General features: G+C 55.0%; 26 protein-coding genes and 4 tRNA genes. 16 read left to right on the top strand and 14 right to left on the bottom strand.

Annotated features, from left to right (window positions below):
* Positions 1 to 74: 74 nt before the first annotated feature.
* A complete protein-coding gene (maeB, locus tag PUZ33_RS11805) occupies positions 75 to 2,354 on the top strand; it encodes an NADP-dependent oxaloacetate-decarboxylating malate dehydrogenase (RefSeq protein ID WP_013098212.1) in 2,280 nt (759 codons plus the stop codon).
* Between the two features lie 79 nt (positions 2,355 to 2,433).
* Here the strand turns inward: maeB and hemF are convergent, their stop codons facing one another.
* Together hemF and amiA are read right to left on the bottom strand one after the other, a co-directional pair.
* Positions 2,434 to 3,333 carry an oxygen-dependent coproporphyrinogen oxidase gene (hemF, locus tag PUZ33_RS11800; protein ID WP_013098211.1) on the bottom strand — a complete coding sequence of 300 codons (900 nt, stop codon included), beginning with the start codon at positions 3,331 to 3,333 and terminating at the stop codon, positions 2,434 to 2,436.
* On the bottom strand, positions 3,333 to 4,208 hold the full coding sequence (gene amiA / locus PUZ33_RS11795; protein WP_013098210.1) for an N-acetylmuramoyl-L-alanine amidase AmiA: 876 nt from the start codon (positions 4,206 to 4,208) through the stop codon (positions 3,333 to 3,335). The genes hemF and amiA overlap by 1 nt, the downstream gene beginning before the upstream one ends.
* A gap of 212 nt (positions 4,209 to 4,420) precedes the next feature.
* Here amiA and PUZ33_RS11790 point away from each other — a divergent pair, with 212 nt between their 5' ends.
* The 10 genes from PUZ33_RS11790 to pdxK all read left to right on the top strand — a co-directional run bounded on the left by PUZ33_RS11790 (position 4,421) and on the right by pdxK (position 12,763).
* Positions 4,421 to 4,846 (top strand): GNAT family acetyltransferase, encoded by a 426-nt coding sequence (locus PUZ33_RS11790; protein ID WP_014832842.1) that lies wholly within the window; start codon positions 4,421 to 4,423, stop codon positions 4,844 to 4,846.
* A complete protein-coding gene (locus tag PUZ33_RS11785; RefSeq protein WP_014832841.1) occupies positions 4,833 to 5,282 on the top strand; it encodes a DUF2919 domain-containing protein in 450 nt (149 codons plus the stop codon). Before PUZ33_RS11790 ends, PUZ33_RS11785 begins: the two co-directional genes overlap by 14 nt.
* 63 nt (positions 5,283 to 5,345) lie before the next feature.
* Complete coding sequence (locus tag PUZ33_RS11780) at positions 5,346 to 5,921, top strand: RpoE-regulated lipoprotein (RefSeq protein WP_013098207.1); 576 nt, start codon at positions 5,346 to 5,348, stop codon at positions 5,919 to 5,921.
* 92 nt (positions 5,922 to 6,013) lie between these two features.
* The gene (locus PUZ33_RS11775) at positions 6,014 to 6,913 is read left to right on the top strand and encodes a Dyp-type peroxidase (protein WP_013098206.1); all 900 of its coding nucleotides are present in this window, start codon (positions 6,014 to 6,016) and stop codon (positions 6,911 to 6,913) included.
* Between the two features lie 172 nt (positions 6,914 to 7,085).
* Entirely contained in the window at positions 7,086 to 8,099 is a 1,014-nt protein-coding gene (locus tag PUZ33_RS11770; protein WP_062676712.1) for a sulfate ABC transporter substrate-binding protein, read from the top strand.
* Positions 8,099 to 8,932 (top strand): sulfate/thiosulfate ABC transporter permease CysT, encoded by an 834-nt coding sequence (gene cysT, locus PUZ33_RS11765; protein WP_013098204.1) that lies wholly within the window; start codon positions 8,099 to 8,101, stop codon positions 8,930 to 8,932. The genes PUZ33_RS11770 and cysT overlap by 1 nt, the downstream gene beginning before the upstream one ends.
* A complete protein-coding gene (gene cysW, locus PUZ33_RS11760) occupies positions 8,932 to 9,807 on the top strand; it encodes a sulfate/thiosulfate ABC transporter permease CysW (protein WP_013098203.1) in 876 nt (291 codons plus the stop codon). The genes cysT and cysW overlap by 1 nt, the downstream gene beginning before the upstream one ends.
* Positions 9,797 to 10,891 (top strand): sulfate/thiosulfate ABC transporter ATP-binding protein CysA, encoded by a 1,095-nt coding sequence (cysA, locus tag PUZ33_RS11755; RefSeq protein ID WP_013098202.1) that lies wholly within the window; start codon positions 9,797 to 9,799, stop codon positions 10,889 to 10,891. The genes cysW and cysA overlap by 11 nt, the downstream gene beginning before the upstream one ends.
* A 118-nt stretch (positions 10,892 to 11,009) precedes the next feature.
* The gene (cysM, locus tag PUZ33_RS11750) at positions 11,010 to 11,921 is read left to right on the top strand and encodes a cysteine synthase CysM (RefSeq protein ID WP_013098201.1); all 912 of its coding nucleotides are present in this window, start codon (positions 11,010 to 11,012) and stop codon (positions 11,919 to 11,921) included.
* Between the two features lie 5 nt (positions 11,922 to 11,926).
* The gene (pdxK, locus tag PUZ33_RS11745) at positions 11,927 to 12,763 is read left to right on the top strand and encodes a pyridoxine/pyridoxal/pyridoxamine kinase (protein ID WP_048972563.1); all 837 of its coding nucleotides are present in this window, start codon (positions 11,927 to 11,929) and stop codon (positions 12,761 to 12,763) included.
* A gap of 44 nt (positions 12,764 to 12,807) precedes the next feature.
* On the opposite strand, the gene crr is transcribed toward pdxK, so the two are convergent.
* The 5 genes from crr to cysZ all read right to left on the bottom strand — a co-directional run bounded on the left by crr (position 12,808) and on the right by cysZ (position 17,601).
* Positions 12,808 to 13,317, bottom strand: coding sequence for a PTS glucose transporter subunit IIA (crr, locus tag PUZ33_RS11740; RefSeq protein WP_003861316.1), 510 nt, complete (start codon positions 13,315 to 13,317; stop codon positions 12,808 to 12,810).
* A 40-nt stretch (positions 13,318 to 13,357) separates the two neighbouring features.
* Positions 13,358 to 15,085: a phosphoenolpyruvate-protein phosphotransferase PtsI gene (gene ptsI, locus PUZ33_RS11735; RefSeq protein ID WP_013098199.1), complete on the bottom strand. Its 1,728-nt coding sequence runs from the start codon at positions 15,083 to 15,085 to the stop codon at positions 13,358 to 13,360.
* A gap of 44 nt (positions 15,086 to 15,129) precedes the next feature.
* Positions 15,130 to 15,387, bottom strand: a complete 258-nt coding sequence (gene ptsH / locus PUZ33_RS11730; RefSeq protein ID WP_000487600.1) for a phosphocarrier protein Hpr — start codon at positions 15,385 to 15,387, stop codon at positions 15,130 to 15,132.
* 317 nt (positions 15,388 to 15,704) lie between these two features.
* Positions 15,705 to 16,676: a cysteine synthase A gene (gene cysK / locus PUZ33_RS11725; protein ID WP_013098198.1), complete on the bottom strand. Its 972-nt coding sequence runs from the start codon at positions 16,674 to 16,676 to the stop codon at positions 15,705 to 15,707.
* Positions 16,677 to 16,839: 163 nt separating this feature from the next.
* Complete coding sequence (gene cysZ / locus PUZ33_RS11720) at positions 16,840 to 17,601, bottom strand: sulfate transporter CysZ (RefSeq protein WP_013098197.1); 762 nt, start codon at positions 17,599 to 17,601, stop codon at positions 16,840 to 16,842.
* A 230-nt stretch (positions 17,602 to 17,831) separates the two neighbouring features.
* On the opposite strand from cysZ, the gene zipA reads away from it, so the two are divergent.
* The 3 genes from zipA to PUZ33_RS11705 all read left to right on the top strand — a co-directional run bounded on the left by zipA (position 17,832) and on the right by PUZ33_RS11705 (position 21,120).
* Entirely contained in the window at positions 17,832 to 18,818 is a 987-nt protein-coding gene (zipA, locus tag PUZ33_RS11715) for a cell division protein ZipA (protein ID WP_013098196.1), read from the top strand.
* Positions 18,819 to 18,887: 69 nt separating this feature from the next.
* On the top strand, positions 18,888 to 20,903 hold the full coding sequence (ligA, locus tag PUZ33_RS11710) for an NAD-dependent DNA ligase LigA (protein ID WP_013098195.1): 2,016 nt from the start codon (positions 18,888 to 18,890) through the stop codon (positions 20,901 to 20,903).
* 1 nt (position 20,904) lies between these two features.
* Positions 20,905 to 21,120, top strand: a complete 216-nt coding sequence (locus tag PUZ33_RS11705; protein ID WP_003861328.1) for a DUF3820 family protein — start codon at positions 20,905 to 20,907, stop codon at positions 21,118 to 21,120.
* On the opposite strand, the gene PUZ33_RS11700 is transcribed toward PUZ33_RS11705, so the two are convergent.
* Positions 21,117 to 22,112 carry a bile acid:sodium symporter family protein gene (locus PUZ33_RS11700; RefSeq protein ID WP_029883927.1) on the bottom strand — a complete coding sequence of 332 codons (996 nt, stop codon included), beginning with the start codon at positions 22,110 to 22,112 and terminating at the stop codon, positions 21,117 to 21,119. The genes PUZ33_RS11705 and PUZ33_RS11700 overlap by 4 nt on opposite strands.
* An 89-nt stretch (positions 22,113 to 22,201) precedes the next feature.
* Here PUZ33_RS11700 and PUZ33_RS11695 point away from each other — a divergent pair, with 89 nt between their 5' ends.
* Positions 22,202 to 23,137, top strand: a complete 936-nt coding sequence (locus tag PUZ33_RS11695) for a LysR family transcriptional regulator (protein WP_013098193.1) — start codon at positions 22,202 to 22,204, stop codon at positions 23,135 to 23,137.
* Here PUZ33_RS11695 and PUZ33_RS11690 read toward each other — a convergent pair.
* The 5 genes from PUZ33_RS11690 to PUZ33_RS11670 form a co-directional block, all read right to left on the bottom strand.
* Positions 23,134 to 23,475 carry a FlxA-like family protein gene (locus PUZ33_RS11690; protein ID WP_020689959.1) on the bottom strand — a complete coding sequence of 114 codons (342 nt, stop codon included), beginning with the start codon at positions 23,473 to 23,475 and terminating at the stop codon, positions 23,134 to 23,136. The two genes, PUZ33_RS11695 and PUZ33_RS11690, sit on opposite strands and share 4 nt — an antisense overlap.
* 180 nt (positions 23,476 to 23,655) lie before the next feature.
* Positions 23,656 to 23,731: transfer RNA gene (locus PUZ33_RS11685), tRNA-Lys, on the bottom strand.
* 4 nt (positions 23,732 to 23,735) lie between these two features.
* Positions 23,736 to 23,811: transfer RNA gene (locus tag PUZ33_RS11680), tRNA-Val, on the bottom strand.
* A gap of 29 nt (positions 23,812 to 23,840) precedes the next feature.
* A tRNA-Val gene (locus PUZ33_RS11675) sits at positions 23,841 to 23,916 on the bottom strand.
* Positions 23,917 to 23,958: 42 nt separating this feature from the next.
* Positions 23,959 to 24,034 (bottom strand) — tRNA-Val (locus PUZ33_RS11670).
* Positions 24,035 to 24,292: 258 nt separating this feature from the next.
* Between PUZ33_RS11670 and gltX the strand changes: the two genes are divergently transcribed.
* Entirely contained in the window at positions 24,293 to 25,708 is a 1,416-nt protein-coding gene (gene gltX, locus PUZ33_RS11665) for a glutamate--tRNA ligase (protein ID WP_038420306.1), read from the top strand.
* A gap of 43 nt (positions 25,709 to 25,751) precedes the next feature.
* On the opposite strand, the gene PUZ33_RS11660 is transcribed toward gltX, so the two are convergent.
* The gene (locus PUZ33_RS11660; protein WP_038984358.1) at positions 25,752 to 26,147 is read right to left on the bottom strand and encodes a YfeC-like transcriptional regulator; all 396 of its coding nucleotides are present in this window, start codon (positions 26,145 to 26,147) and stop codon (positions 25,752 to 25,754) included.
* Position 26,148 lies beyond the last annotated feature (1 nt).

The raw sequence follows: 26,148 nt of genomic DNA, 5'->3' as shown, positions 1-26,148 counted from the left end.
GTTTGGCAGCCTTCAAAGTTTATGCCGCAGCCTGCGGCGATACTATCTGACCGATACGTAAAAGGAATAACAAGATGGACGATCAGTTAAAACAGAGTGCCCTCGATTTTCACGAGTTTCCTGTCCCAGGTAAAATTCAGGTCTCCCCGACAAAACCGCTGGCAACCCAACGCGACCTGGCGCTGGCCTACTCGCCGGGCGTGGCGGCACCGTGTCTTGAAATTGAAAAAGATCCGCTGGCCGCTTACAAATATACCGCGCGCGGCAACCTGGTCGCCGTGATCTCTAACGGTACGGCGGTGCTGGGCCTGGGCAACATTGGTGCGCTGGCCGGTAAGCCTGTGATGGAAGGGAAGGGCGTTCTGTTCAAGAAATTCGCCGGTATCGACGTGTTTGATATCGAAGTGGACGAACACGATCCCGATAAATTCATCAACGTCGTGGCGGCGCTGGAGCCGACCTTTGGCGGTATTAACCTCGAAGACATCAAAGCGCCGGAATGTTTCTACATTGAGCAGAAACTGCGTGAACGTATGAACATTCCCGTGTTCCATGATGACCAGCACGGGACGGCGATTATCAGCACCGCCGCCATTCTTAACGGCCTGCGCGTGGTGGAGAAAAATCTTTCTGACGTGCGCATGGTAGTTTCCGGCGCGGGTGCGGCGGCCATTGCCTGTATGAACCTGCTGGTGGCGCTCGGGATGCAGAAACACAACATTGTGGTCTGCGACTCCAAAGGCGTGATCTATAAAGACCGCGAGCCTAACATGGCGGAAACCAAAGCGGCCTACGCGGTGGACGACGACGGCAAGCGTACGCTTGAGGATGTCATTGACGGCGCGGATATCTTCCTGGGCTGTTCAGGCCCGAAAGTGCTGACCCAGGAGATGGTGAAGAAGATGGCGCGTGCGCCAATGATTCTGGCGCTGGCGAACCCCGAGCCGGAAATCCTGCCGCCGCTGGCGAAAGCGGTGCGTGAAGATGCCATCATCTGTACCGGTCGCTCCGACTACCCGAACCAGGTAAACAACGTGCTCTGCTTCCCGTTCATCTTCCGTGGGGCGCTGGACGTAGGCGCGACGGCCATTAACGAAGAGATGAAGCTCGCGGCGGTGCACGCCATTGCGGAACTGGCACACGCCGAGCAGAGCGAAGTGGTGGCTTCAGCCTATGGCGATCAGGATCTGAGCTTTGGCCCGGACTACATCATTCCAAAACCGTTCGACCCGCGTCTGATTGTCAAAATCGCGCCAGCGGTTGCGAAAGCGGCAATGGACTCCGGCGTGGCGACGCGCCCGATAACCGATTTCGATGCTTATGTGGATAAGCTCACCGAGTTTGTCTACAAAACTAACCTGTTTATGAAGCCGATTTTCTCTCAGGCTCGTGCCGACGCGAAGCGGGTGGTGCTGGCGGAAGGGGAAGAGGCGCGCGTGCTCCATGCCACGCAGGAGCTGATCACCTTAGGGCTGGCGAAGCCGATCCTGATTGGCCGTCCGAGCGTTATCGAGATGCGTATCCAGAAGCTGGGCCTGCAGATCAAACCGGGCGTTGATTTTGAGATCGTCAACAATGAATCCGACCCGCGCTTTAAAGAGTACTGGAGCGAATACTACGCGATCATGAAACGTCGCGGGATCACTCAGGAGCAGGCGCAGCGGGCGGTGATCAGCAACACCACGGTGATTGGCGCAATCATGGTTCATCGCGGCGAGGCGGATGCGCTGATCTGCGGCACCATCGGTGATTACCACGAGCACTTCAGCGTAGTGCAGGAGATCTTCGGCTATCGCGACGGGGTGCACACGGCCGGTGCGATGAACGCGCTGCTGCTGCCAAGTGGTAACACCTTTATCGCCGATACCTACGTCAACGACGATCCAACCCCGGACGAGCTGGCGGAGATCACCGTGATGGCGGCTGAAACCGTGCGTCGCTTTGGTATCGAACCGAAGGTGGCGCTGCTGTCGCACTCTAACTTCGGCTCCTCTAAATCTGCGGCGGCCTGCAAAATGCGACAGACGCTGGAGCTGGTTCGCGAGCGCGCACCGGAGCTGATGATTGACGGTGAGATGCACGGCGACGCCGCGCTGGTGGAGAGCATCCGCAATGAACGTATGCCAGACAGCCCGCTGAAAGGCTCAGCGAATATCCTGATTATGCCAAACGTGGAAGCGGCGCGTATCAGCTACAACCTGCTGCGCGTCTCGAGCTCTGAAGGGGTGACCGTGGGGCCGGTGCTGATGGGGGTGGCAAAACCGGTGCATGTGTTAACGCCGATTGCCTCTGTACGCCGTATCGTGAATATGGTGGCGCTGGCGGTGGTTGAGGCGCAGACGCAGCCGCTGTAAGTGATGTTTGTCGGGTGGCGCGTTCGCTTACCCGACCTACGGGTTGACCAGGACGGATAAGCGCAGCGCCATCCGGCAGTTAAACCCAGTCCCGAACCTTAATAAACTCACTCAGGGCAGCCTCCGGGCTGCCTTCTTTTGGCTCGTAGCAGTACTCCCAGCGCACCAGCGGTGGCATTGACATCAGAATCGACTCCGTACGCCCGCCGGTTTGCAGGCCAAACAGCGTCCCGCGATCCCACACCAGGTTAAACTCCACGTAGCGCCCGCGACGGTAAAGCTGGAACTCACGTTCGCGCACGCCGTAGTCGCTGTTTTTACGCCGTTCAACAATGGGCAGATAAGCGTCGGTATAGCCTTCGCCCACCGCACGCATAAAGCTGAACGCGGTATCAAAATCAGGCGTGTTCAGATCGTCAAAGAACAGCCCGCCAATACCGCGCTGTTCGTCGCGGTGTTTAAGGTAAAAGTAGTCGTCGCACCACTTTTTGTATTTCGGGTAAACGTCTTCGCCAAACGGCAGGCAGAGATCGCGTGCGGTCGTATGCCAGTGCACGGCATCCTCTTCAAAGCCGTAGTAGGGGGTCATGTCGAAACCGCCCCCAAACCACCAGACCGGATCGGCCCCCGGTTTTTCCGCAATGAAAAAACGCACGTTGGCGTGGCTGGTTGGCACAAACGGGTTGTGCGGGTGTACCACCAGCGAAACGCCCATCGCCTGGAAGCTGCGGCCTGCCAGTTCAGGACGATGCGCCGTTGCAGAAGCGGGCATGGCTTCCCCGTAAACGTGGGAAAAATTGACGCCCGCCTGTTCAAAGATACCGCCGTTTCGCAACACGCGGCTACGCCCGCCGCCGCCGGCCTCGCGCTGCCAGTTATCTTCCTGAAAATTACCGCCATCTGCAGCGGCCAGTTTCTGGCAAATCTCATCCTGCAACTGCAGCAAGAAGGTTTTTACCCGCTTTGCATTCGGTTTCATTAACGTTTCCTGGAGTGCGCTTTTTGATTATCGAACCAGTTAAAGTAACTGATGATGCCGGAGGCGATGGCATTGGCGATCTTCTGACGAAACGCCGCGGTACCAAGCAGACGCTCTTCTTCCGGGTTAGTAATGAAAGAGGTCTCCACCAGCACGGACGGAATCGACGGTGATTTCAGCACCACGAACGCGGCCTGCTCCGTGCTCTTGCTGTGCAGACGGTGCACCGGCTTAATCCGTTTGAGGATATGCGAGCCCAGCGTCAGACTGTTTTTGATGGTATCGGTCTGCACGAGGTCGAACAGCACCTGCTGTAACAGGTGATCTTTATCGGTGGCCTTCTTCCCGGCGACTTCATCCGCACGGTTTTCACGGTCGGAGAGATATTTCGCCATGGCGCTACTGGCGCCGCGATTGGAGAGGGCAAACACCGACGCGCCCGCGGCGGAAGGGTTTGTAAAGCCATCCGCGTGAATGGACATAAAGAGATCGGCACCATGCTTATGGGCAATTTCCACGCGGTCATACAGCGGAATAAAGGTGTCGCCCGTGCGCGTCAGGCGGGCGTCAATGCCGTTGCTGCGTAAAATCGATCGCACATTTTTTGCAATTGCCAGCACGACGTGTTTTTCTTTTGACCCGTTTTTGCCAATGGCGCCGGTATCAATGCCGCCGTGACCCGGGTCGAGCATGACCAGACGCTTCGCGCCTGGTTTTTTGGCTTTGGGTTTGCTGTGTCCGTTACTGGTTTTAAGCGTGCTCTCTTCTTTTGCCTGAGCCTGCTGTGCGATGCCCGTTAACGTTAAGGCCGCCAGCCCCGCTTTGAGAACCTGACGACGCGATGTGAGTGCTTTTAATGGTTTGAATGTGCTCATGCGGCCTGAATAGTAAAAATTGCGGTCCTGGTGTTATATCGTATCGCGTTTAGCGTTACGACAGTCCTTATTGAGAATTGTTTTACTTTTCATTTCAATACGTGACAAAGTGACATTATGCCAAATTTTGGCGAGATTTTCCCCGGTTATTGGCTAAATGCCCTGTTCGCGCCATAATCACTGTTTTTAAACCCGAAAAGGCGGTTAATACCATGGAGATACGCGTTTTTCGCCAGGAAGATTTCGAAGAGGTGATCACCCTTTGGGAGCGCTGCGATTTGCTGCGTCCGTGGAACGATCCAGAGATGGACATTGAGCGTAAGCTGAATCACGACGTCAGTCTGTTTCTGGTGGCGGAAGTGAACGGCGAAGTGGTGGGCACGGTGATGGGCGGTTACGACGGCCATCGCGGCTCTGCTTATTATCTGGGCGTTCACCCGGAATACCGGGGGCGCGGTATTGCCAATGCGCTGCTCAATCGTCTTGAGAAAAAACTGATCGCTCGCGGTTGCCCGAAAATTCAGATCATGGTGCGCGAAGATAACGACGTGGTGCTGGGCATGTATGAACGTCTGGGCTATGAACACGCTGACGTGCTGAGCTTAGGTAAACGCCTGATCGAAGATGAAGAGTATTGAGATCCACCCGGCAGATTACGACGCGCAGGGGCGTGTCAGGCTGCCTTTCTTATTCTGGTGCGTACTGCTGCTGCAGGCCCGCACCTGGGTGCTGTTTGTCATGGCCGCCGCGTCCCGCGGGCAGGGCGATACATTACTGACGCTCTTTTATCCCGATCACGACGCCTTTTGGCTCGGCCTGTTACCGGGCGTACCGGCGGTGGTGACGTTTTTGTGCAGCGGCCGACGACAGGCGATCCCACGGCTTTGGCGTGCGCTTCGCTGGCTGCTGATCCTGGCCCAGATTGCGCTGCTCTGCTGGCAGCCTGTGCTCTGGTGGTACGGTGAACCGCTTACGGGCATCGGCATTGCGCTGGTGGTGGCCGATATCGTGGCGCTGCTGTGGCTGCTGACTAACCCCCGCTTACGCGCCTGTTTTACGCATGAGTCAGATTAACGCGGCACTTTTTGCCGATGCTGCACTCCAACAAGCGTTGATTTAACACGTAAGGACGTTTCAATGAAATCGCTGCGTTTACTTTTATGCGCTCTCCCGCTGGCGTTAACCGGCTGTTCAACGCTCTCCTCCATTAACTGGTCGGCCGCTTATCCGTGGAACTGGTTTGGCTCTTCGCTGGAAGTGACCGAGCAGGGCGTGGGCAACATTACCGCCGCGACGGCGCTGGATCAGGACGCGCTTCAGGCGGCCCTGAGCAGCGACTATCGTCTGCGCAGCGGCATGAAAACTGAAAACGGCACTATCGTGCGTTACTTCGAAGCGCTGAAAGGAGACAAACTGGCGCTGGTGATTAACGGCGATAAAGGCACGGTAAACCGTATTGCCGTGCTGGACGATGCTATCCCGACGGCGAGCGGCGTGAAGGTTGGTACGCCGTTTAGCGATCTCTATAAACAGGCTTTCGGCAACTGCGCCAGCGCGCCTTCAGACGATGGCGTGGCGGTGCAATGTAAAGCGCCGGACAGCCAGCACATCAGCTACCTCTTTACCGGAACCTGGAGCGGTCCTGAAGGCTTAATGCCGTCTGACGACACGCTGAAAAACTGGAAAGTGAGCAAAATTATCTGGCAGCAGTAATTTGCGCCTGAACAATCCGTCTCGCTGAAATCCGGGTATAATACCCGCCATCAATGCCACGTTGTCGTGGCATCTTTATTTCAGGAGGAGCGATGTCTCAGGTTCAGAGTGGCATTTTGCCAGAACATTGCCGCGCGGCGATTTGGATTGAAGCCAATGTGAAAGGGGATGTGGATGCCCTGCGTGCGGCCAGCAAAGTCTTTGTGGATAAACTGGCCACCTTCCAGGCCAAATTCCCGGATGCCCATCTGGGCGCTGTGGTGGCCTTTGGCAATAACGTCTGGCGTCAGCTGAGCGGTGGCGAAGGGGCGGAAGAGCTCAAAGACTTTATCCCTTACGGCAAAGGCCTGGCACCGGCAACCCAGTACGACGTGTTGATCCATATTCTCTCTCTGCGCCACGACGTAAACTTCTCCGTTGCTCAGGCGGCGGTAGCGGCGTTTGGTGACAGCATTGACGTTCAGGAAGAAGTCCACGGTTTCCGCTGGGTGGAAGAGCGCGACCTGAGCGGCTTTGTCGACGGGACGGAAAACCCGGCAGGTGAAGAGACGCGCCGTGAAGTGGCGGTCATCAAGGATGGCGTGGATGCCGGCGGCAGCTACGTATTTGTTCAGCGCTGGGAGCATAACCTTAAGCAACTTAACCGCATGAGTGTGCAGGACCAGGAGATGATGATTGGCCGTACCAAAGAGGCCAACGAAGAGATCGACGGCGATGTACGCCCGGTGACCTCTCACCTGAGCCGCGTTGACCTCAAGGAAGACGGTAAAGGGCTGAAGATTGTTCGCCAGAGCCTGCCGTATGGCACTGCAAGCGGAACCCATGGCCTTTATTTCTGCGCCTACTGTGCGCGTCTGTACAATATTGAGCAACAGCTGCTGAGCATGTTCGGCGATACCGACGGCAAGCGTGACGCTATGCTGCGCTTCACCAAACCGGTCACCGGCGGCTATTACTTCGCACCATCCATTGAGCGTCTGCTGGCGCTGTAATTCCCTTTCTCCCTCTCCCTTTGGGAGAGGGTTGGGGTGAGGGCAACAGGCCGCACCCTTATTCCCTTTTCTGCTTGTAAATCACCAAACGGTATATAAAACCGTTACTCCTTTCGACCTCGTTATAAATATTATGACAATAAGATAGTCATCACATTTATAAGGGTGCGCAATGGCCGTTACTGTACTGAAAAAAGGATCCCTGGCACTGGCAGGTTTACTGCTGGTGGCACAGGCGCAGGCGACTGAGCTGCTGAACAGTTCATATGACGTCTCCCGCGAGCTGTTTGCCGCCCTTAACCCGCCGTTTGAGCAGCAATGGGCGAAAGACAATAACGGCGACAAGCTGACCATTAAACAGTCTCACGCCGGTTCGTCCAAACAGGCGCTGGCGATCCTCCAGGGGTTGAAAGCGGACGTGGTGACCTATAACCAGGTGACCGATGTGCAGATCCTGCATGACAAAGGCAAGCTCATCCCGGCCGACTGGCAGAGCCGTTTACCAAACAACAGCTCGCCGTTCTACTCCACCATGGGCTTCCTGGTGCGTAAAGGCAATCCGAAGAATATCCGCGACTGGAGCGATCTGGTTCGTTCTGACGTAAAGCTGATTTTCCCGAACCCTAAAACTTCCGGTAATGCGCGTTATACCTATCTGGCGGCGTGGGGTGCAGCGGACAAAGCAGACGGTAACGATAAAGCCAAAACCGAGCAGTTCATGACCCAGTTCCTGAAAAACGTCGAAGTGTTTGATACCGGCGGTCGCGGAGCAACCACGACTTTCGCAGAACGCGGTCTGGGCGATGTGCTGATTAGCTTTGAATCGGAAGTGAACAACATCCGCAAACAGTATAAAGCACAGGGCTTTGAAGTCGTTATCCCGAAAACCAACATCCTGGCCGAGTTCCCGGTGGCGTGGGTGGATAAAAACGTGCAGGCAAACGGCACTGAGAAAGCGGCAAAAGCCTATCTCAACTACCTGTACAGCCCACAGGCGCAGACCATCATTACTGATTACTACTATCGCGTGAACAACCCTGACGTGATGAACAAACTGAAAGATAAATTCCCCCAGACCGCGCTGTTCCGCGTGGAGGATCATTTCGGCTCCTGGCCTGAGGTGATGAAAACGCATTTTGCCAGCGGCGGTGAATTAGATAAATTGCTGGCGGCGGGGCGTAAGTAATGTTTGCCCTCTCGACTAAACGCGTGCTGCCGGGGTTTACCTTAAGCCTCGGAACCAGCCTGCTGTTCGTCTGCCTGATTTTGTTGTTGCCGCTCAGCGCGCTGGTGATGCAGCTTGCGCAGATGAGCTGGTCCCAGTACTGGGAAGTGGTCACCAACCCACAGGTCGTAGCGGCCTATAAAGTGACGCTGCTGTCGGCGTTTGTGGCCTCGCTTTTTAACGGCGTGTTTGGCCTGCTGATGGCGTGGATTTTAACCCGCTATCGTTTTCCGGGCCGCACGCTGCTCGACGCGTTAATGGATTTACCGTTTGCACTGCCGACGGCCGTTGCCGGTTTAACGCTGGCGTCACTTTTCTCCGTAAACGGTCTGTACGGCGAATGGCTGGCGAAGTTTGACATCAAAGTGACCTATACCTGGCTCGGTATCGCGGTGGCGATGGCCTTTACCAGTATTCCGTTCGTGGTACGTACCGTACAGCCGGTGCTGGAAGAGTTAGGCCCGGAATATGAAGAAGCGGCAGAAACGCTGGGGGCTACGCGCTGGCAGAGCTTCCGTAAAGTTGTCCTGCCTGAGCTTTCTCCGGCGCTGATGGCGGGAGTGGCGCTGTCGTTTACCCGTAGCCTCGGTGAGTTCGGTGCGGTCATTTTTATCGCCGGTAATATTGCGTGGAAAACGGAAGTGACGTCGCTGATGATTTTTATCCGTTTGCAGGAGTTTGATTACCCGGCAGCGAGCGCCATTGCCTCGGTCATTCTTGCCGCATCGTTGCTGCTGCTCTACACAATCAACACTCTGCAAAGTCGCTTTGGTCGACGTGTGGTAGGTCACTGATGGCGGAAGTTACTCAATTGAAGCGATACGATGCGCCCCGCATCAACTGGGGTAAATGGTTTTTGATTGGTACGGGTGTGCTGGTTTCTGCTCTCATCCTCGTGGTACCGACAATCTATATTTTCGTGCAGGCGTTCAGCAAAGGGATTATGCCCGCGCTGGAAAACCTGGCGGACCCGGATATGCTGCACGCCATTTGGCTGACGGTGCTGATTGCGCTGATCACCGTGCCGGTCAACCTGGTATTCGGTACGCTGCTGGCCTGGCTGGTGACGCGCTTTACCTTCCCGGGGCGTCAGATGCTGCTGACGCTGCTGGATATCCCGTTCGCCGTCTCACCGGTGGTGGCAGGTCTGGTTTACCTGCTCTTTTACGGCTCTAACGGCCCGCTGGGTGGCTGGCTGGATGAGCACAACCTGCAGGTGATGTTTGCCTGGCCGGGTATGGTGCTGGTGACTATCTTTGTAACCTGTCCGTTTGTGGTACGCGAACTGGTACCGGTGATGTTAAGCCAGGGGAGCAACGAAGACGAAGCGGCTGTGCTGCTGGGCGCGTCAGGCTGGCAGATGTTCCGCCGCGTCACGCTGCCGAATATTCGCTGGGCACTGCTCTATGGGGTGGTGCTGACCAACGCCCGCGCAATTGGCGAGTTTGGGGCGGTGTCGGTTGTATCCGGTTCCATTCGAGGTGAAACACTGTCGCTGCCGTTACAGATTGAACTGCTGCAGCAGGACTACAACACCATCGGCTCCTTTACCGCCGCAGCGTTGCTGACGCTGATGGCTATTTTGACCCTGTTTTTGAAGAGTGTGGTGCAGTGGCGTTTAGAAAATCAGGAAAAACGTCAGCATCAGGAGGGAAATCATGAGCATTGAGATTGCCAATATTAAGAAGTCTTTTGGTCGCACCCAGGTGCTGAATGATATCTCGCTGGATATCCCTTCCGGACAAATGGTGGCGCTGCTGGGGCCGTCTGGCTCGGGTAAAACCACGCTGCTGCGTATCATCGCCGGTCTTGAACATCAGACCAGCGGACATATCCGTTTTCACGGCACCGACGTGAGCCGCCTGCATGCCCGCGATCGTAAAGTCGGCTTCGTGTTCCAGCATTACGCGCTGTTTCGCCACATGACGGTGTTCGACAACATTGCGTTTGGCCTGACCGTGCTGCCGCGTCGCGAACGCCCGGATGCGGCTACCATCAAAGCGAAAGTGACCAAACTGCTGGAAATGGTGCAGCTGGCCCACCTGGCTGACCGTTTCCCGGCGCAGCTTTCGGGCGGCCAGAAACAGCGTGTCGCACTGGCGCGCGCGCTGGCCGTGGAGCCACAAATACTGCTGCTTGATGAGCCGTTTGGCGCGCTGGATGCGCAGGTGCGTAAAGAGCTGCGCCGCTGGCTGCGTCAGCTGCATGAAGAGCTGAAATTCACCAGCGTCTTCGTCACCCACGACCAGGAAGAGGCGATGGAAGTTGCGGACCGCGTGGTGGTCATGAGCCAGGGGAACATCGAGCAGGTGGACGAGCCAGAGCAGCTCTGGCGTGAACCTGCCACCCGTTTTGTCCTGGAGTTTATGGGCGAAGTTAACCGTCTGCAGGGCACCGTACGCGGCGGACAATTCCACGTCGGGGCACACCGCTGGCCGCTGGGATACACGCCTGCCCATCAGGGGCCGGTGGATCTGTTCCTGCGCCCGTGGGAAGTGGATGTCAGCCGTCGTACCAGCCTGGATTCACCGCTTCCGGTGCAGGTACTGGAAGCTAGCCCTAAAGGTCACTACACACAAATGGTGGTACAACCGCTGGGCTGGTATACCGAGCCGCTGACGGTGGTAATGCGCGATGAAGAGGCGCCACACCGGGGTGAACGCCTGTTTGTGGGGCTGCAGCATGCCCGTATTTATCACGGTAACCAGCGCATCGAGACGCGCGAGGATATTGCTCTGGCGGAGTCAGCCTGATAGGTTATTAGGATGTTTATCGCCCGGTGGCGCTGCGCTGACCGGGCCTACAGCTAAAACTGCGTCTTGTAGGCCGGGTAAGCGAAGCGCCACCCGGCTTTTTTATTGAGTAAAAATCGTGAATACACTCGAACACACCATCGGCAACACTCCACTGGTCAAGCTTCAGCGCATGGGGCCTGACAACGGCAGCGAAATCTGGGTCAAACTCGAAGGCAATAACCCGGCGGGGTCAGTCAAAGACCGCGCGGCGCTGTCGATGATTGTCCAGGCTGAGAAGCGCGGTGAAATTAAGCCAGGCGACGTGCTCATTGAGGCCACAAGCGGGAATACCGGCATTGCGCTGGCGATGATTGCCGCGCTGAAAGGCTACCGCATGAAGCTGCTGATGCCGGACAACATGAGTCAGGAGCGCCGCGCCGCGATGCGGGCTTACGGTGCTGAACTGATACTGGTGACCAAAGAGCAGGGAATGGAAGGGGCGCGCGACCTGGCGCTGGCGATGGCTGAGCGCGGTGAAGGCAAACTGCTGGATCAGTTCAATAATCCGGATAATCCCTACGCCCACTACACGACCACTGGCCCGGAAATCTGGCAACAAACCGACGGGCGTATCACCCATTTTGTCTCCAGCATGGGCACCACCGGCACCATCACCGGCGTGTCGCGTTTTCTGCGCGAGCAGGAAAAACCGGTCGCCATTGTTGGCCTGCAGCCGGAAGAGGGGAGCAGCATTCCGGGTATTCGTCGCTGGCCTGCGGAATACATGCCGGGCATTTTTAATGCTCAACTGGTGGATCAGGTGCTGGATATTCATCAGCGCGAGGCGGAAAATACCATGCGCGAGCTGGCGGTACGCGAAGGCATCTTCTGCGGGGTTAGCTCGGGTGGCGCGGTAGCAGGTGCGATGCGTGTGGCGCAGGAGAACCCTGGTGCAGTGGTGGTGGCGATTATCTGCGACCGCGGCGATCGTTATCTGTCTACCGGCGTCTTTGGCGAAGAGAGTTATTCGCAGGGGGCGGGGATTTAAGCGTCATGGAGATGATTTTATTCCGGGATAAGACCCGGGCGCAGCAAACCGATATTGTCGCGGTGCAGTCGCAGGTGGTGTACGGCAGCGTGGGGAACAGCATTGCGGTACCCAATATTCGTACCCACCGGCTTAACGTGACCGCCGTGCCGACGGTGCTGTTCAGCAACACGCCGCACTATGACACCTTTTACGGCGGGGTGATCCCCGATGAGTGGTTCAGCGGCTACCTGAAGGCGCTGGAAGAGCGCGAGATCCTGCGCGAGCTTAAGGCGGTCACCACGGGCTACATGGGCAGCGCCAGCCAGATTGTTCTGCTGGCGCAGTGGCTGAAGACGATCAAAGTGCAACACCCGGAGCTGCTGGTGCTGGTTGACCCGGTGATCGGGGATATCGACAGCGGTATGTACGTAAAACCTGATATTCCTGAGGCGTATCGTGAGCATCTGCTGCCGCTGGCGCAGGGCATTACGCCCAACGTATTCGAACTGGAAGTGTTAAGCGGTAAACCGTGCCGCACGCCAGAGAGTGCCATCGCCGCCGCGCAGGGGCTGCTTTCCGATACGCTGAAATGGGTGGCGATAACCAGTGCGCCAGTGGCCGACGACCCGCAGAATATTCACGTCGTGCTGGTGAGTAAAGAGGGCGTTACCGTAAGCGCGCACCCGCGCGTCGAGACGGATCTGAAAGGAACGGGCGATCTGTTCTGTTCAGAACTGGTCAGCGGTATCGTGGGGGGGAAAACCGTTGCTGACGCCATACGCATGGCAGGCGATCGGGTGACTGACGTCATGATCTATACGCAGTCGAAAGGTTACGACGAGCTTATCCTCCCCGCATAAACAAAAATGGCGCCCGAAGGCGCCATTTTTCTGTGCGGCAAGAATTACTTCTTGATGCGGATAACCGGGGTTTCACCCACGGTGACGCTGCCAGACAGTTTGATCAGCTCTTTGATTTCGTCCATGTTGGAGATAACAACCGGCGTCAGGGTAGACTTGGCTTTTTCTTCCAGCAGTGGCAGATCGAATTCAATCACCGGGTCGCCAACTTTAACACGCTGGCCTTCTTCTGCGATACGTTTGAAGCCTTCGCCTTTCAGTTCAACGGTGTCGATACCGAAGTGAACGAACAGTTCGATACCGCTATCAGATTCGATAGAGAACGCATGGTTGGTTTCAAAAATTTTACCGATGGTGCCGTCAACTGGAGCAACCATTTTGTTGCCAGTTGGTTTGATAGCAATGCCATCACCAACGATTTTCTCAGCAAACACTACATCCGGCACGTCTTCGATGTTGACGATCTCGCCGGAGAGCGGAGCAACAATCTCAATAGTTCCGGAGTCTTTCTTATCATCAGAAACCAGAGATTTCAGTTTATCGAACAAACCCATGATCTTCTCCTAAGCAGTAATTTGGGCCGCATCTCGTGGATTAGCAGATTGTTTTTTCTTCAATGAACTTGTTAACCAGCGTCATTAACTCGTCCGTTGTCGGTTGAGCAAGAGCCTGCTCTGCTAACACCTTCGCATCTTCGAAGTTCGTGTTACGGATAATCTTCTTAATGCGCGGGATGGAAATGGCGCTCATAGAGAATTCGTCCAGACCCATACCCAGCAACAGAAGTGTAGCACGTTCGTCGCCTGCAAGCTCACCACACATGCCAGTCCATTTACCTTCTGCATGAGAAGCATCAATAACTTGCTTGATCAAGTTCAGTACGGACGGTGACATTGGCTGGTAGAGATGTGAAATCATATCATTACCACGGTCAACTGCCAGGGTGTACTGCGTTAAATCATTGGTGCCGATACTAAAGAAATCAACTTCTTTGGCTAAATGACGCGCAATGGTCGCGGCTGCTGGTGTTTCCACCATTACGCCGATCTCAATTGACTCGTCAAATGCTTTACCTTCGTCACGCAGTTCCTGTTTGTAGATCTCGATCTCTTTCTTCAGTGCACGCACTTCTTCAACAGAGATGATCATCGGGAACATAATGCGCAGCTTACCGAAAGCAGAGGCACGCAGAATCGCACGCACCTGGTCACGCAGGATCTCTTTACGATCCATAGCGATACGCACTGCACGCCAGCCCAGGAATGGGTTCTCTTCTTTCGGGAAGTTCATGTACGGCAGCTCTTTGTCGCCACCGATGTCCATGGTACGGACGATAACGGCCTGAGAGCCACAGGCTTCAGCCACCGCTTTGTACGCCGCAAACTGCTCTTCTTCAGTTGGCAGGGCGTCACGGTCCATGAACAGGAATTCAGTACGATACAGACCCACACCTTCCGCGCCGTTGCGCTCAGCGCCATCGACGTCGCGTACGGTACCGATGTTAGCGCACACTTCTACCTGATGGCCGTCCAGCGTGATGGCTGGCAGGTCTTTCAGTTTAGCGAGTTCCGCTTTCTCGGTGGCAACCTGCTCCTGAACGGTACGCAGTTGCTCGATCACATCGTTAGTTGGGTTGACGTAAACCACGTTGTTTACGGCATCCAGAATCAGATAGTCGTCGTTTTTCACCTGAGTGGTGACGTTACCGGTACCCACGATGGCAGGCAGTTCCAGAGAACGCGCCATGATTGAGGTGTGGGAGGTACGGCCACCGGCGTCGGTGATGAAACCCAGCACTTTGTTCAGGTTCAGCTGTGCGGTTTCAGACGGGGTCAGATCAGCGGCAACCAGGATCACTTCATCCTGAATCGCGCTCAGATCGATGATGGCCAGACCCAGGATGTTGCGCAGCAGGCGCTTACCGATGTCACGTACGTCAGCCGCACGCTCTTTCAGGTATTCATCGTCCAGCTCTTCCAGGGCAGATGCCTGACCTTCGATAACTTCATGCGCAGCCGCGTCGGCCGTCATGCCTTTATCTTTAATCAGGGCTATGATTTCCTGCTCCAGCTCCTCATCTTCGAGCAGCATGATGTGCCCTTCGAAGATAGCTTCTTTTTCTTCACCGAAAGTTTCGCCAGCTTTAGTTTTGATTGCTTCCAGTTGCGCAGATGCCTTGGCACGACCGCTCAGAAAACGTTCAACTTCCTGATCAACCTTGTCGGCAGAAATTTTTTTCCGGTCGATGACGATCTCGTCTTCTTTCAGCAGCAATGCTTTGCCGAAAGCGATACCCGGGGATGCTAAAATGCCTGAAATCATAACCCTACCTTACTTGTGACTGATATTTAAAAGAACCCGGAAACTTACTCGAGCTCAGCCATCAGTTTTACCAGATGCTCAACTGCTTTCTGCTCGTCTTCACCTTCAGCAGAGATAGTGACAACGGTGCCCTGAGTCAGGCCCAGAGTCTGCAGTTTGAACAGGCTTTTTGCGCTAGCGCTTTTGCCGTTGGAAGTCACAGTGATTTCAGAAGTGAAGCCTTTCGCTTCTTTAACAAACTGAGCAGCAGGGCGGGTGTGCAGACCGTTCGGAGCGGTAATGGTAACTTCTTGCTGGAACATTGTATTTCCCCAACTTATAGGTTTAGTGTTGTGGAACTAAAGTCTAGCCTGGCGACTGAACTTTAGCCTGTATTGTTAGCGCTGACGTTTCGATCGTCATTAAACATTATGCAGCGAAAGCAAGACTTGAACCAAATCATAAAATCGATTCAGCAAGGGTATTTCGTTCGCTGATTAATTTCACGCATCAAAATAATTGCTGGTTTAAATACCAGACCCAACGGGGTGAATCAATGCCAGGAGGGGTAAAACTTTGAAGCAGGCCACAAAAAAGCACCTAAAAAGGTGCTTTTTTACGCGTTATTAACATGCTGGCATTACTGTTGCAGTTCTTTCTCGGTAAACAGATCGGCAAACAGTGCAGTGCTTAAGTAACGCTCACCTGACGAAGGTAGGATAACCACAATATTCTTGTTGGTAAAGGACTCATCTTCCTGAAGTTTGAGCGCCGCCGCAACGGCCGCACCGGAAGAGATACCGGCCAGAATACCTTCTTCATCCATCAGGCGGCGTGCCGTCGAGATGGCTTCTTCGTTCGTGATCGTGACGACTTTATCGATAAGCTTCAGATCCAGGTTACCCGGAATAAAGCCTGCGCCGATACCCTGAATCTTGTGCGGGCCCGGTTTGAGCTCTTCACCCGCCAGCGCCTGGGTGATAACCGGCGAGTCGGTCGGCTCAACGGCCACGGTGATCAGGTCTTTTTTACCTTTCGTGCCTTTAATATAGCGTGACACACCGGTCAGCGTACCGCCGGTACCCACGCCGGAGATAAACACATCAACCTGGCCATCGGTATCTTCCCAGATTTCAGGCCCGGTGGTTTTCTCGTGGATTTCCGGGTTTGCCGGGTTGCTGAACTGCTGAAGCAGCAGGTATTTCGCCGGATCGCTGGCAACAATCTCTTCGGCTTTCTGAATGGCACCTTTCATGCCTTTCGCGCCTTCGGTCAACACCAGGTTTGCGCCCAGCGCTTTGAGCAGCTTGCGGCGTTCGATGCTCATGGTTTCAGGCATGGTCAGCGTCAGCTTATAGCCACGCGCCGCAGCCACATAGGCCAGCGCAATACCGGTGTTGCCGCTGGTAGGCTCCACCAGCTCAACGCCTGGCTTGAGCACGCCACGTTTTTCGGCATCCCAAATCATATTTGCACCGATACGGCATTTTACGCTGAAGCTCGGGTTGCGGGATTCGACCTTCGCCAGAATGCGTCCATTACCGATACGGTTCAGTCGAACCAGGGGCGTATGACCGATAGTCAGCGAGTTGTCTTCATAAATCTTACTCATGGCCTGTCCTTAACTGTATGAAATTGGGATACCGACCCAGCATACCTGCTAAGCAGGTAGGGGGAAGTAAGGAATTCGCATATCTATATACTGCAAGGAAATAATGGGGATCAGTATGGAATAAGGGATAGCATAAGCCATCCCTTGTTTACACATTTTTGCATTACTTCCATAACGCGTGCTTAGCACGGTAGCAGTCGACCCACATTGCCGTTGCGCCGCACACCGCAACGGGCATGATGAAAAGATTAAGGAAGGGGATCAAGGTGAACAGGCTGGTAAGCGCGCCAAACTGCATATTGGCCACTTTCTGCGTACGCAGAGCGGTTCGCATCTCTTTGAAGGGCACCTTGTGGTTATCAAACGGGTAGTCACAGTACTGAATAGCCAGCATCCAGGCGCTGAACAGGAACCACAGCACAGGTGCCACCGTCTGGCCGATACCGGGCACCAGATAAAGGAGAAGCAGTACAATTGCACGGGGGAGATACCAGGCGAATTTTTGCCATTCGCGCTTCATGATGCGCGGAATATCTTTCATGATCCCCAGTACGCCCGTGTCCGGTGGTGTGGCACCGGTCAGACGCGCTTCGAGCTGTTCCGCCAGCAGGCCGTTAAACGGCGCCGCAATCCAGTTGGCAATCGTTGAGAAGAAATAGCCGAACACCAACAGCACAGAAATCACCGCGAGTGGCCACAGCAGATAGCTCAGCCACTGCAGCCAGTCAGGTACATAACTCATCATGGCCGGGACCCAGCTTTCAAGCTTCGTGAAAAGCCACCAGAAGGCGCCGCCCATAAGAATAATGTTGATCAGCAAGGGCAGAATGACGAAACGTCGAATACCCGGCAGGGAGACCAGTTTCCAGCCCTGAGAAAAATACCAGACGCCGCTGCGTGGGGGAGAAGATGATGTTGAAACCATAACCAGGCTGTACTCCTTTTTTCACAACCAGTGGAATTGCCCGCCTATATTATCCAGTTACGGACCAATGACCAGTTCGGAAATGTTCGAAAAAACAGCAAAAAGCACGATTTAGTTCATCTTTATGCTGTGAATGCTCTGCACACACTTGCACTTGACGTAAACGGCAAATACTCTTAGTGAGTAAATGTTTGCCGTGGTGGCAAGGTGTTAGAACAACAGAGAATATAATGATGCAGGATTTGCGTCTGATATTAATCATTGTTGGCGCGATCGCCATAATCGCTTTACTGGTACATGGTTTCTGGACCAGCCGTAAAGAGCGTTCTTCTATGTTTCGCGATCGCCCACTGAAGCGCATGAAGTCCAGTCGTGACGACGATGACAGTGAATATGACATCGACGATCGTGATGACGACGGCGTGGGTGAAGTTCGTGTTCATCGGGTCAATACTGCGCCCGGCGCGGCTCATGGGGAGCATGAAGCCCCCCGTACTGCGCAGCACCAGTATCAACCGCCGTATGCTTCTGCACAGCCGCGCCAGCCTGCGCCGCAGCCTGTGGAAGAGCCGGTGCGTCAGCCGCCGCAGCAGCCTGTTCAACAGCAGCCAGCTGCGCCGCAGCCGGTTCCACAGCAACCCGTGCAGCAGTCTGTACAACCGCAGCCTGCTCAGCCGGTACAGCAACCGCCGCAACAGCCTGTTCAGGCGCAGCCTGCACCACAGCCAGCCCCGGCACCGCAGGTTGAGCCAGAGCCCGTTGTAGAGCCAGAACCGGTTGTTGAAAAACCGCAGCGTAAAGAAGCGGTGATCATCATGAACGTGGCCGCACATCACGGCAGCCATCTGAACGGTGACGTGCTGCTTAACAGTATTCAACAGGCTGGCTTCAAGTTTGGCGACATGAATATTTTCCATCGCCACCTGAGCCCGGACGGTAGCGGCCCGGCGTTGTTTAGCCTGGCCAACATGGTTAACCCTGGTACCTTCGACCCTGAAATGACGGGCGATTTCGTAACGCCGGGCGTGACGATCTTTATGCAGGTTCCATCTTACGGTGACGAACTGCAAAACTTTAAGCTGATGCTGCAGTCCGCTCAGCACATCGCTGACGAAGTGGGTGGTGTGGTACTCGACGACCAGCGTCGCATGATGACGCCGCAGAAACTGCGCGAGTATCAGGACCGCATCCGCGAAGTTAAGGAAGCCAACGCGTAATCGACGCGTTTTCTTCAACTCCTCCTCAACCCCCGCCTGTCGGGGGTTTTTTCTCATTGATGGTGCGATATGGACTCAATCGAACAACAAATCACTGAACTGCGAACCACGCTTCGCCATCATGAATATCTTTATCATGTGATGGACGCACCGGAAGTGCCGGATGCGGAGTACGATCGCCTGATGCGTGAACTGCGCGATTTAGAGGCGCAGCACCCGGAGTTGATCACCCCGGACTCGCCAACCCAACGTGTCGGCGCTGAACCGCTAGGTGCGTTCAGCCAGGTACGTCATGAAGTGCCGATGCTCTCTCTGGATAACGTCTTCGATGAAGAGAGCTTTCTCGCCTTTAATAAGCGTGTGCAGGATCGACTCAAAAGCAGCGACGCCCTGACCTGGTGCTGTGAGCTGAAGCTGGATGGCCTGGCCGTCAGCATCCTCTACGAAAACGGCGTGCTGGTCCGTGCCGCAACGCGCGGTGATGGCACCACCGGGGAAGACATCACCACCAACGTGCGTACCATCCGCGCGATCCCGCTGAAGTTGCACGGCGACAATATTCCTGCTCGTCTGGAAGTGCGCGGTGAAGTTTTCCTGCCGCAGGCGGGTTTCGAGAAAATCAACGAAGAGGCGCGTCGCACCGGTGGGAAGGTGTTTGCGAACCCGCGCAACGCGGCGGCAGGCTCTTTACGCCAGCTGGACCCGCGTATTACCGCGAAGCGACCGCTTACTTTCTTCTGCTATGGCGTCGGTATTCTGGAAGGAGGGGAGCTGCCGGACACCCACCTCGGGCGTTTGCTGCAGTTTAAAGCGTGGGGCTTGCCGGTCAGCAACCGCGTGCAGCTTTGCGACTCACCGGAGGCGGTTCTTGCGTTTTATCGCAAGGTTGAAGAAGACCGCCCGACGCTCGGTTTTGATATCGATGGTGTGGTGATCAAGGTTAACTCGCTTGCGCTTCAGGAGCAGCTAGGCTTTGTGGCGCGAGCACCGCGCTGGGCTGTGGCGTTTAAATTCCCGGCCCAGGAGCAGATGACCTTTGTTCGCGATGTGGAGTTCCAGGTGGGCCGTACCGGAGCCATCACGCCGGTTGCGCGTCTGGAGCCGGTGCACGTGGCCGGTGTGCTGGTGAGCAACGCCACGCTGCATAACGCGGATGAAATCGATCGTCTTGGCCTGCGTATTGGTGACAAAGTGGTGATTCGCCGGGCGGGAGATGTGATCCCGCAGGTCGTCAACGTGGTTCAGTCAGAACGCCCTGATGATACGCGCGCCATCGTGTTTCCGACGCATTGCCCGGTATGTGGCTCAGACGTAGAGCGTGTGGAAGGCGAAGCGGTGGCTCGCTGTACCGGGGGATTAATCTGTGGTGCGCAGCGTAAAGAGTCACTCAAGCACTTCGTTTCCCGACGGGCAATGGACGTTGACGGCATGGGCGACAAAATTATCGACCAGCTGGTTGAGAAAGAGTATGTCCATACGCCTGCGGATCTTTTCAAACTGACGGCGGGTAAGCTGACCGGTCTTGACCGCATGGGGCCGAAGTCGGCTCAGAATGTAGTGAATGCGCTGGAAGCCGCCAAAGAGACCACGTTTGCCCGTTTCCTCTATGCGCTTGGTATTCGTGAGGTGGGTGAAGCCACCGCAGCAGGTCTGGCGGCGTACTTTGGCACGCTGGACGCGCTGGAGAAAGCGAGCATCGAGGAGCTGCAAAAAGTGCCTGATGTCGGCATTGTGGTGGCCACGCACGTCTTTAACTTCTTTGCCGAAGAGAGTAACCGCGACGTCATCGGCAAACTGCTGGAGCAGGGCATTAAATGGCCTGCGCCGGTCGTCGTCAATGCCGAAGAGATCGACAGCCCGTTTGCCGGTAAAACGGTAGTACTGACCGGCAGTCTCAGCCAGCTTTCACGGGATGATGCGAAGGCGCGTCTGGTGGCGCTGGGGGCAAAAGTGGCGGGCAGCGTGTCGAAGAAAACGGATCTGGTGATCGCCGGGGAAGCCGCCGGTTCTAAGCTTGCAAAAGCGCAGGAGCTCGGGATTGAGGTAATCGATGAAGCAGAAATGATGCGTCTGCTGGGAGAGTAACGTGGAAAAAGAGCAGCTCGTCGAGATCGCCAATACAGAGATGCCGTTCGGTAAATATAAGGGCCGCAGGCTGATTGATTTGCCGGAAGAGTACCTTCTGTGGTTTGCCCGAAAGGATGAATTCCCGGCGGGACGACTGGGCGAGCTGATGGCCATCACGCTATTGATTAAAACCGAGGGGCTGACCCAGCTGGTTCAGCCCCTGAAACGTCCTTAAGCCTTCGCGGCGCGGGTCTCTTCCTGCGCCAGTTTTTCCGTCTGACGTTTATAACGACGCGCCAGTACTGCACAGACCATCAGCTGGATCTGATGGAAAATCATCAGCGGCAGTACCATCATCCCAATCACCGAGGTCGGGAACAGAATGTTGGCCATCGGGATGCCGTTTGCCAGGCTTTTCTTCGAGCCGCAGAACACAATGGTGATTTCGTCTGCTTTGTTGAAGCCACATTTGCGTGCCACAAAGACGTTTACCGCAATGACAATCGCCAGCAGGACGATACTGACCACCACGATAAACAGCAGCGAGCCTGCGCCCACCTTATGCCAGATACCATTCACCACGGCTTCGCTGAAGGCGGAGTAAACCACCAGCAGGATCGACGTCTGATCGGTTTTTGAGATCCATTTCTTGTGCTTCGCCACAAACGCCCCCGTCCACGGACGAGAAAGATGACCAAGGACAAATGGCAGAAGCAGCTGCAGACAGATCTTCCCGACCTGCTCCAGATTACCGCCTGCACCGTGCATATTCATCAGCAGGCCAACCAGCAGCGGCGAGACGAAAATCCCTAACAGGCTTGATGCCGATGCCGAGCAGACAGCGGCCGCGACGTTGCCGCCTGCCAGCGAAGTAAAGGCAATCGCGGACTGGACGGTGGCTGGCAAAATACAGAGGTAGAGGAAACCGGTATAGAGCGCCGGGTCAACATTGACCGGAGCCCACCACGCAAACAGCACGCCGAGTATTGGGAAAAGAATAAAGGTGCTGCACATGACCCACAGGTGGAGTCGCCAGTGGCTTCCCCCTGCGATAATGGCTTCGCGGGAGAGTTTGGCGCCGTGCATAAAGAACAGCAGCGCGATGGCCGCGGTAGTGAGTCCTTCAAAGAATGGCACAAAACCGCCGCGCGCGGGGAAGAAGGAGGCCAGTAAAACGGTGACGACCAGGGTAAGTGTAAACGGATCAAGAATACGAAATAGTTTCATAATGACTCCTGAAAACAGATGTCGCTATTGTGCTTTGTTCCCTTTGAGAAATAAAATTGATTTATTGCATCTATTCATGAATTAAACAGATGAATTATTCCTTACGTCAGCTTCGCGTTTTTGTCACCGTGGCCCATGCCCGCAGCTTCAGCCGGGCAGGGGAGATCATTGGCCTGAGCCAGTCGGCCGTCAGCCACAGTGTGAAAGAACTGGAACTCCAGACAGGTGTGCGTCTACTCGACCGCACCACGCGTGAAGTGGTATTAACCGAAGCCGGACAGCAGCTGGCACTGCGACTGGAGCGGTTACTGGATGAACTGAACAGCACGCTCAGGGATGTCGGGAGACTGGGGCAGCAGCTTTCTGGCACCGTACGGGTGGCAGCAAGCCAGACGATTTCGGCGCATCTTATTCCGCAGTGTATTGCTGAGGGTAACCAGCGCTATCCGGATATCGATTTTGTGCTGCACGACAGGCCGCAACAGTGGGTGCTGGAGAGCATCCGCCAGGGAGATGTGGATTTTGGCATCGTCATCGATCCCGGCCAGGTGAGTGACCTGGAGTGTGAGATTGTGCTTTCTGAGCCTTTTTTGCTGCTCTGTCGGGACGACGATCCGCTGGCAATGCTGCCTCATGTCAGTTGGCAGACGCTGCAGGGCGCGAAACTGGTATTACAGGATTATGCATCGGGCAGCCGTCCATTGATTGACTCCGCGCTGAATGCTCAGGGGGTAAAAGCAACCATCGTGCAGGAGATTGGTCACCCGGCTACGCTGTTTCCTATGGTTGAGGCAGGCATTGGGATCAGCGTATTGCCTGCCCTGGCGCTGCCGTTGCCACAGGGGAGCCGGCTGGCTGTAAGACGGTTGACCCCGGTGGTTGACAGAAAGCTGATGCTGGTTCGACGAAAAAATCGTTCTCTTTCGGGGGCGGCACAGGCTATCTGGGAAGTGGTGCGTATCCAGGCGCAACGGTTAACCGAAGCCCGCATACGCGACCCACTGTTTAATGCTGCAGATGATTAGATGTAAATATCGATCTGATTGACATCTGATGGGCTGTTTACGCCTTCCACTTTGCCCTGCTTCTGATCTTGTTTCTTCTGGGCCTCTTCCGCCTGCTGGCGCAATAGTTGTGCAAGCTGTGTCTGCAGCACTTTAAGCTGTGCCTGAATGAGCTCCTGCTGTTTTTTCTTCTCTTCCGGGCTGCCGGCACTCTCTGGCAGCTCTTTTAGCTGTTGAGTCAGTTTGGTGATTTGCTCCGTAATGCGGCTGATTTGGGCAGCAATATCGTTGCCACTGGAAGCACTCCCACCACTGTTACTGGTTTGAATAGGGTGGGTTGATGTCTGAATGGTCGTCATAGTCTTTCCTCTTACCATAAAACAGAGATATCGGCACCGATGGTGGGAGCTTGAGGAAAACTGCTATATCTGGCAGGGCGTTAGGCTGGCTGGAGCGGCTACAGGAAGTTTCTGTGCAAAAGATTCGAACCGTCCATATCGCAGATAGCAAAAAAGCGCCTTTAGGGCGCTTTTTTACATTGGTGGGTCGTGCAGGATTCGAACCTGCGACCAATTGATTAAAAGTCAACTGCTCTACCAACTGAGCTAACGACCCGAAATGGTGGGCGATGACGGGCTCGAACCGCCGACCCCCTCCGTGTAAAGGAGATGCTCTACCAACTGAGCTAATCGCCCATTTCGGAACTGCTGCGATAAGGTGAGAATGGTGGGCGATGACGGGCTCGAACCGCCGACCCCCTCCGTGTAAAGGAGATGCTCTACCAACTGAGCTAATCGCCCAATCTCAATTCTTATCTACACTGCGAGTCTACGTGAAGTAGATGGTGGGTGATGACGGGCTCGAACCGCCGACCCCCTCCGTGTAAAGGAGATGCTCTACCAACTGAGCTAATCACCCCCGCTGTGTGGAGTCGCATTATAGGGAGAGTTGAAAATGAGTCAACGCATTTTCTAAAGTTTTTATTCGTTCGTCGTAAAATTAAACAAAACGATCGTGAAATGGGCTGTGGCGCATGATTTCTAAACAAAAACAGCAAACTCGGTCACGATAAAGGGATCGACATTGAGGAATCGCCGCACAGTGATAGAATATTGCCCATCGTTTTTTCCCCAGGATTTGCCGATTGCCGGCATCTTAATAACGTAAGGCCATTTCATGAAAATCAAAACTCGCTTCGCGCCCAGCCCGACAGGCTACCTGCACGTCGGTGGTGCACGTACTGCTCTCTATTCCTGGCTTTTTGCACGCCACAACAAAGGTGAGTTCGTGCTGCGTATTGAAGACACCGATCTCGAGCGCTCCACGCCGGAAGCAATTGAAGCCATTATGGATGGGATGAACTGGCTGAATCTGCAGTGGGATGAAGGTCCTTACTTCCAGACCAAACGTTTTGACCGTTATAACGCGGTAATTGACGAGATGCTGGTCGCGGGTACGGCATACAAATGCTATTGCTCTAAAGAGCGCCTGGATGCGCTACGTGAAGAGCAGATGGCGAACGGCGAAAAGCCGCGTTACGACGGCCGCTGCCGCCATGACCACAGCGAGCATGCCGCTGATGAACCTTGCGTGGTGCGTTTTGCTAACCCACAGGACGGCTCTGTTATTTTTGACGACCAGATCCGTGGCCCAATCGAATTCAGCAACCAGGAGCTGGACGATCTGATCATCCGCCGTACCGACGGTTCTCCAACCTATAACTTCTGCGTGGTGGTTGACGACTGGGACATGGAAATCACCCACGTTATCCGTGGCGAAGACCATATCAATAACACCCCGCGCCAGATCAACATCCTGAAAGCGTTAAATGCCCCTGTTCCGGTCTATGCGCACGTTTCAATGATCAACGGTGACGACGGTAAAAAGCTGTCTAAACGTCACGGTGCGGTCAGCGTTATGCAGTATCGCGACGACGGCTATCTGCCGGAAGCGCTGCTGAACTACCTGGTGCGTCTGGGCTGGGCTCATGGCGATCAGGAAATTTTCAGCCGCGAAGAGATGATCGATCTGTTCTCTCTGAACTCTGTGAGCAAATCCGCCAGTGCGTTCAACACTGACAAGCTGCTGTGGCTGAACCACCACTACATCAATACCATGCCGCCGGAATATGTGGCGACTTACCTGCAGTGGCACATTGAGCAGGCCAATATTGATACCCGTACTGGCCCTGAGCTGGCGGACCTGGTGAAACTGCTCGGCGAGCGTTGCAAGACGCTGAAAGAGATCGCCGAAAGCTGCCGCTATTTCTATGAAGAGTTTGATGAGTTCGATGCGGATGCCGCGAAGAAACATCTGCGTCCTGTTGCGCGTCAGCCGCTGGAAGTGGTACGTGACAAACTGGCGGCCCTCACTGAGTGGACCGCAGAGAATGTGCATCATGCGATTCAGGCTACCGCTGACGAACTGGAAGTCGGTATGGGTAAAGTAGGTATGCCACTGCGCGTAGCGGTGACCGGTGCGGGTCAGTCTCCGGCGCTGGATGTTACCGTTCACGCGATCGGTAAGTCTCGCAGCGTGGCGCGCATTAACAAGGCTCTGGGATTTATTGCTGAACGTGAAAACCAGCAGTAAAACAGCCTGAGAAGCAAAAACGGCAGGGTAACCTGCCGTTTTTTTATGCGTGTAATTCAGCAATACCCAGGCGCGTAAGAAAACCGCTGATGCCTTCGCGTTTTAGCAACACGTGCAGTCGTTCCTGTTCCAGCTGCGTCATGTTTTCAAGCGTGTCGACAATCTGCACGAGCAGATTCGACGACGCAGGATCGCCATAGGGCATCGTTGCTTCTGCCAGGTGGTAAACCGCCTGACGGTTGCGAATGGCCGGGAGGTTCATGATATGCTCCTTCACCCGAGTATCAATATGGATCAGCCGCGCTCGTCCCCCTTTCACGCCATTGATCCCTTCGGTTTTCCAGCCCTGCTGACGAATCCAGCGGTTAACGGTTTGCCGGGCAACACCCAGGCTGTTCGCCAGCTCTTCCGTGGTCATTTTGCTGCGTAATCTTTTCATA

The organism is Enterobacter cloacae complex sp. 2022EL-00981 (genome assembly GCF_028737495.1).
In the GTDB taxonomy this organism is placed as follows: domain Bacteria; phylum Pseudomonadota; class Gammaproteobacteria; order Enterobacterales; family Enterobacteriaceae; genus Enterobacter; species Enterobacter cloacae.
Note: the sequence above shows the minus strand (reverse complement) of the source record. Positions and strands in the feature narration are given on the sequence as shown.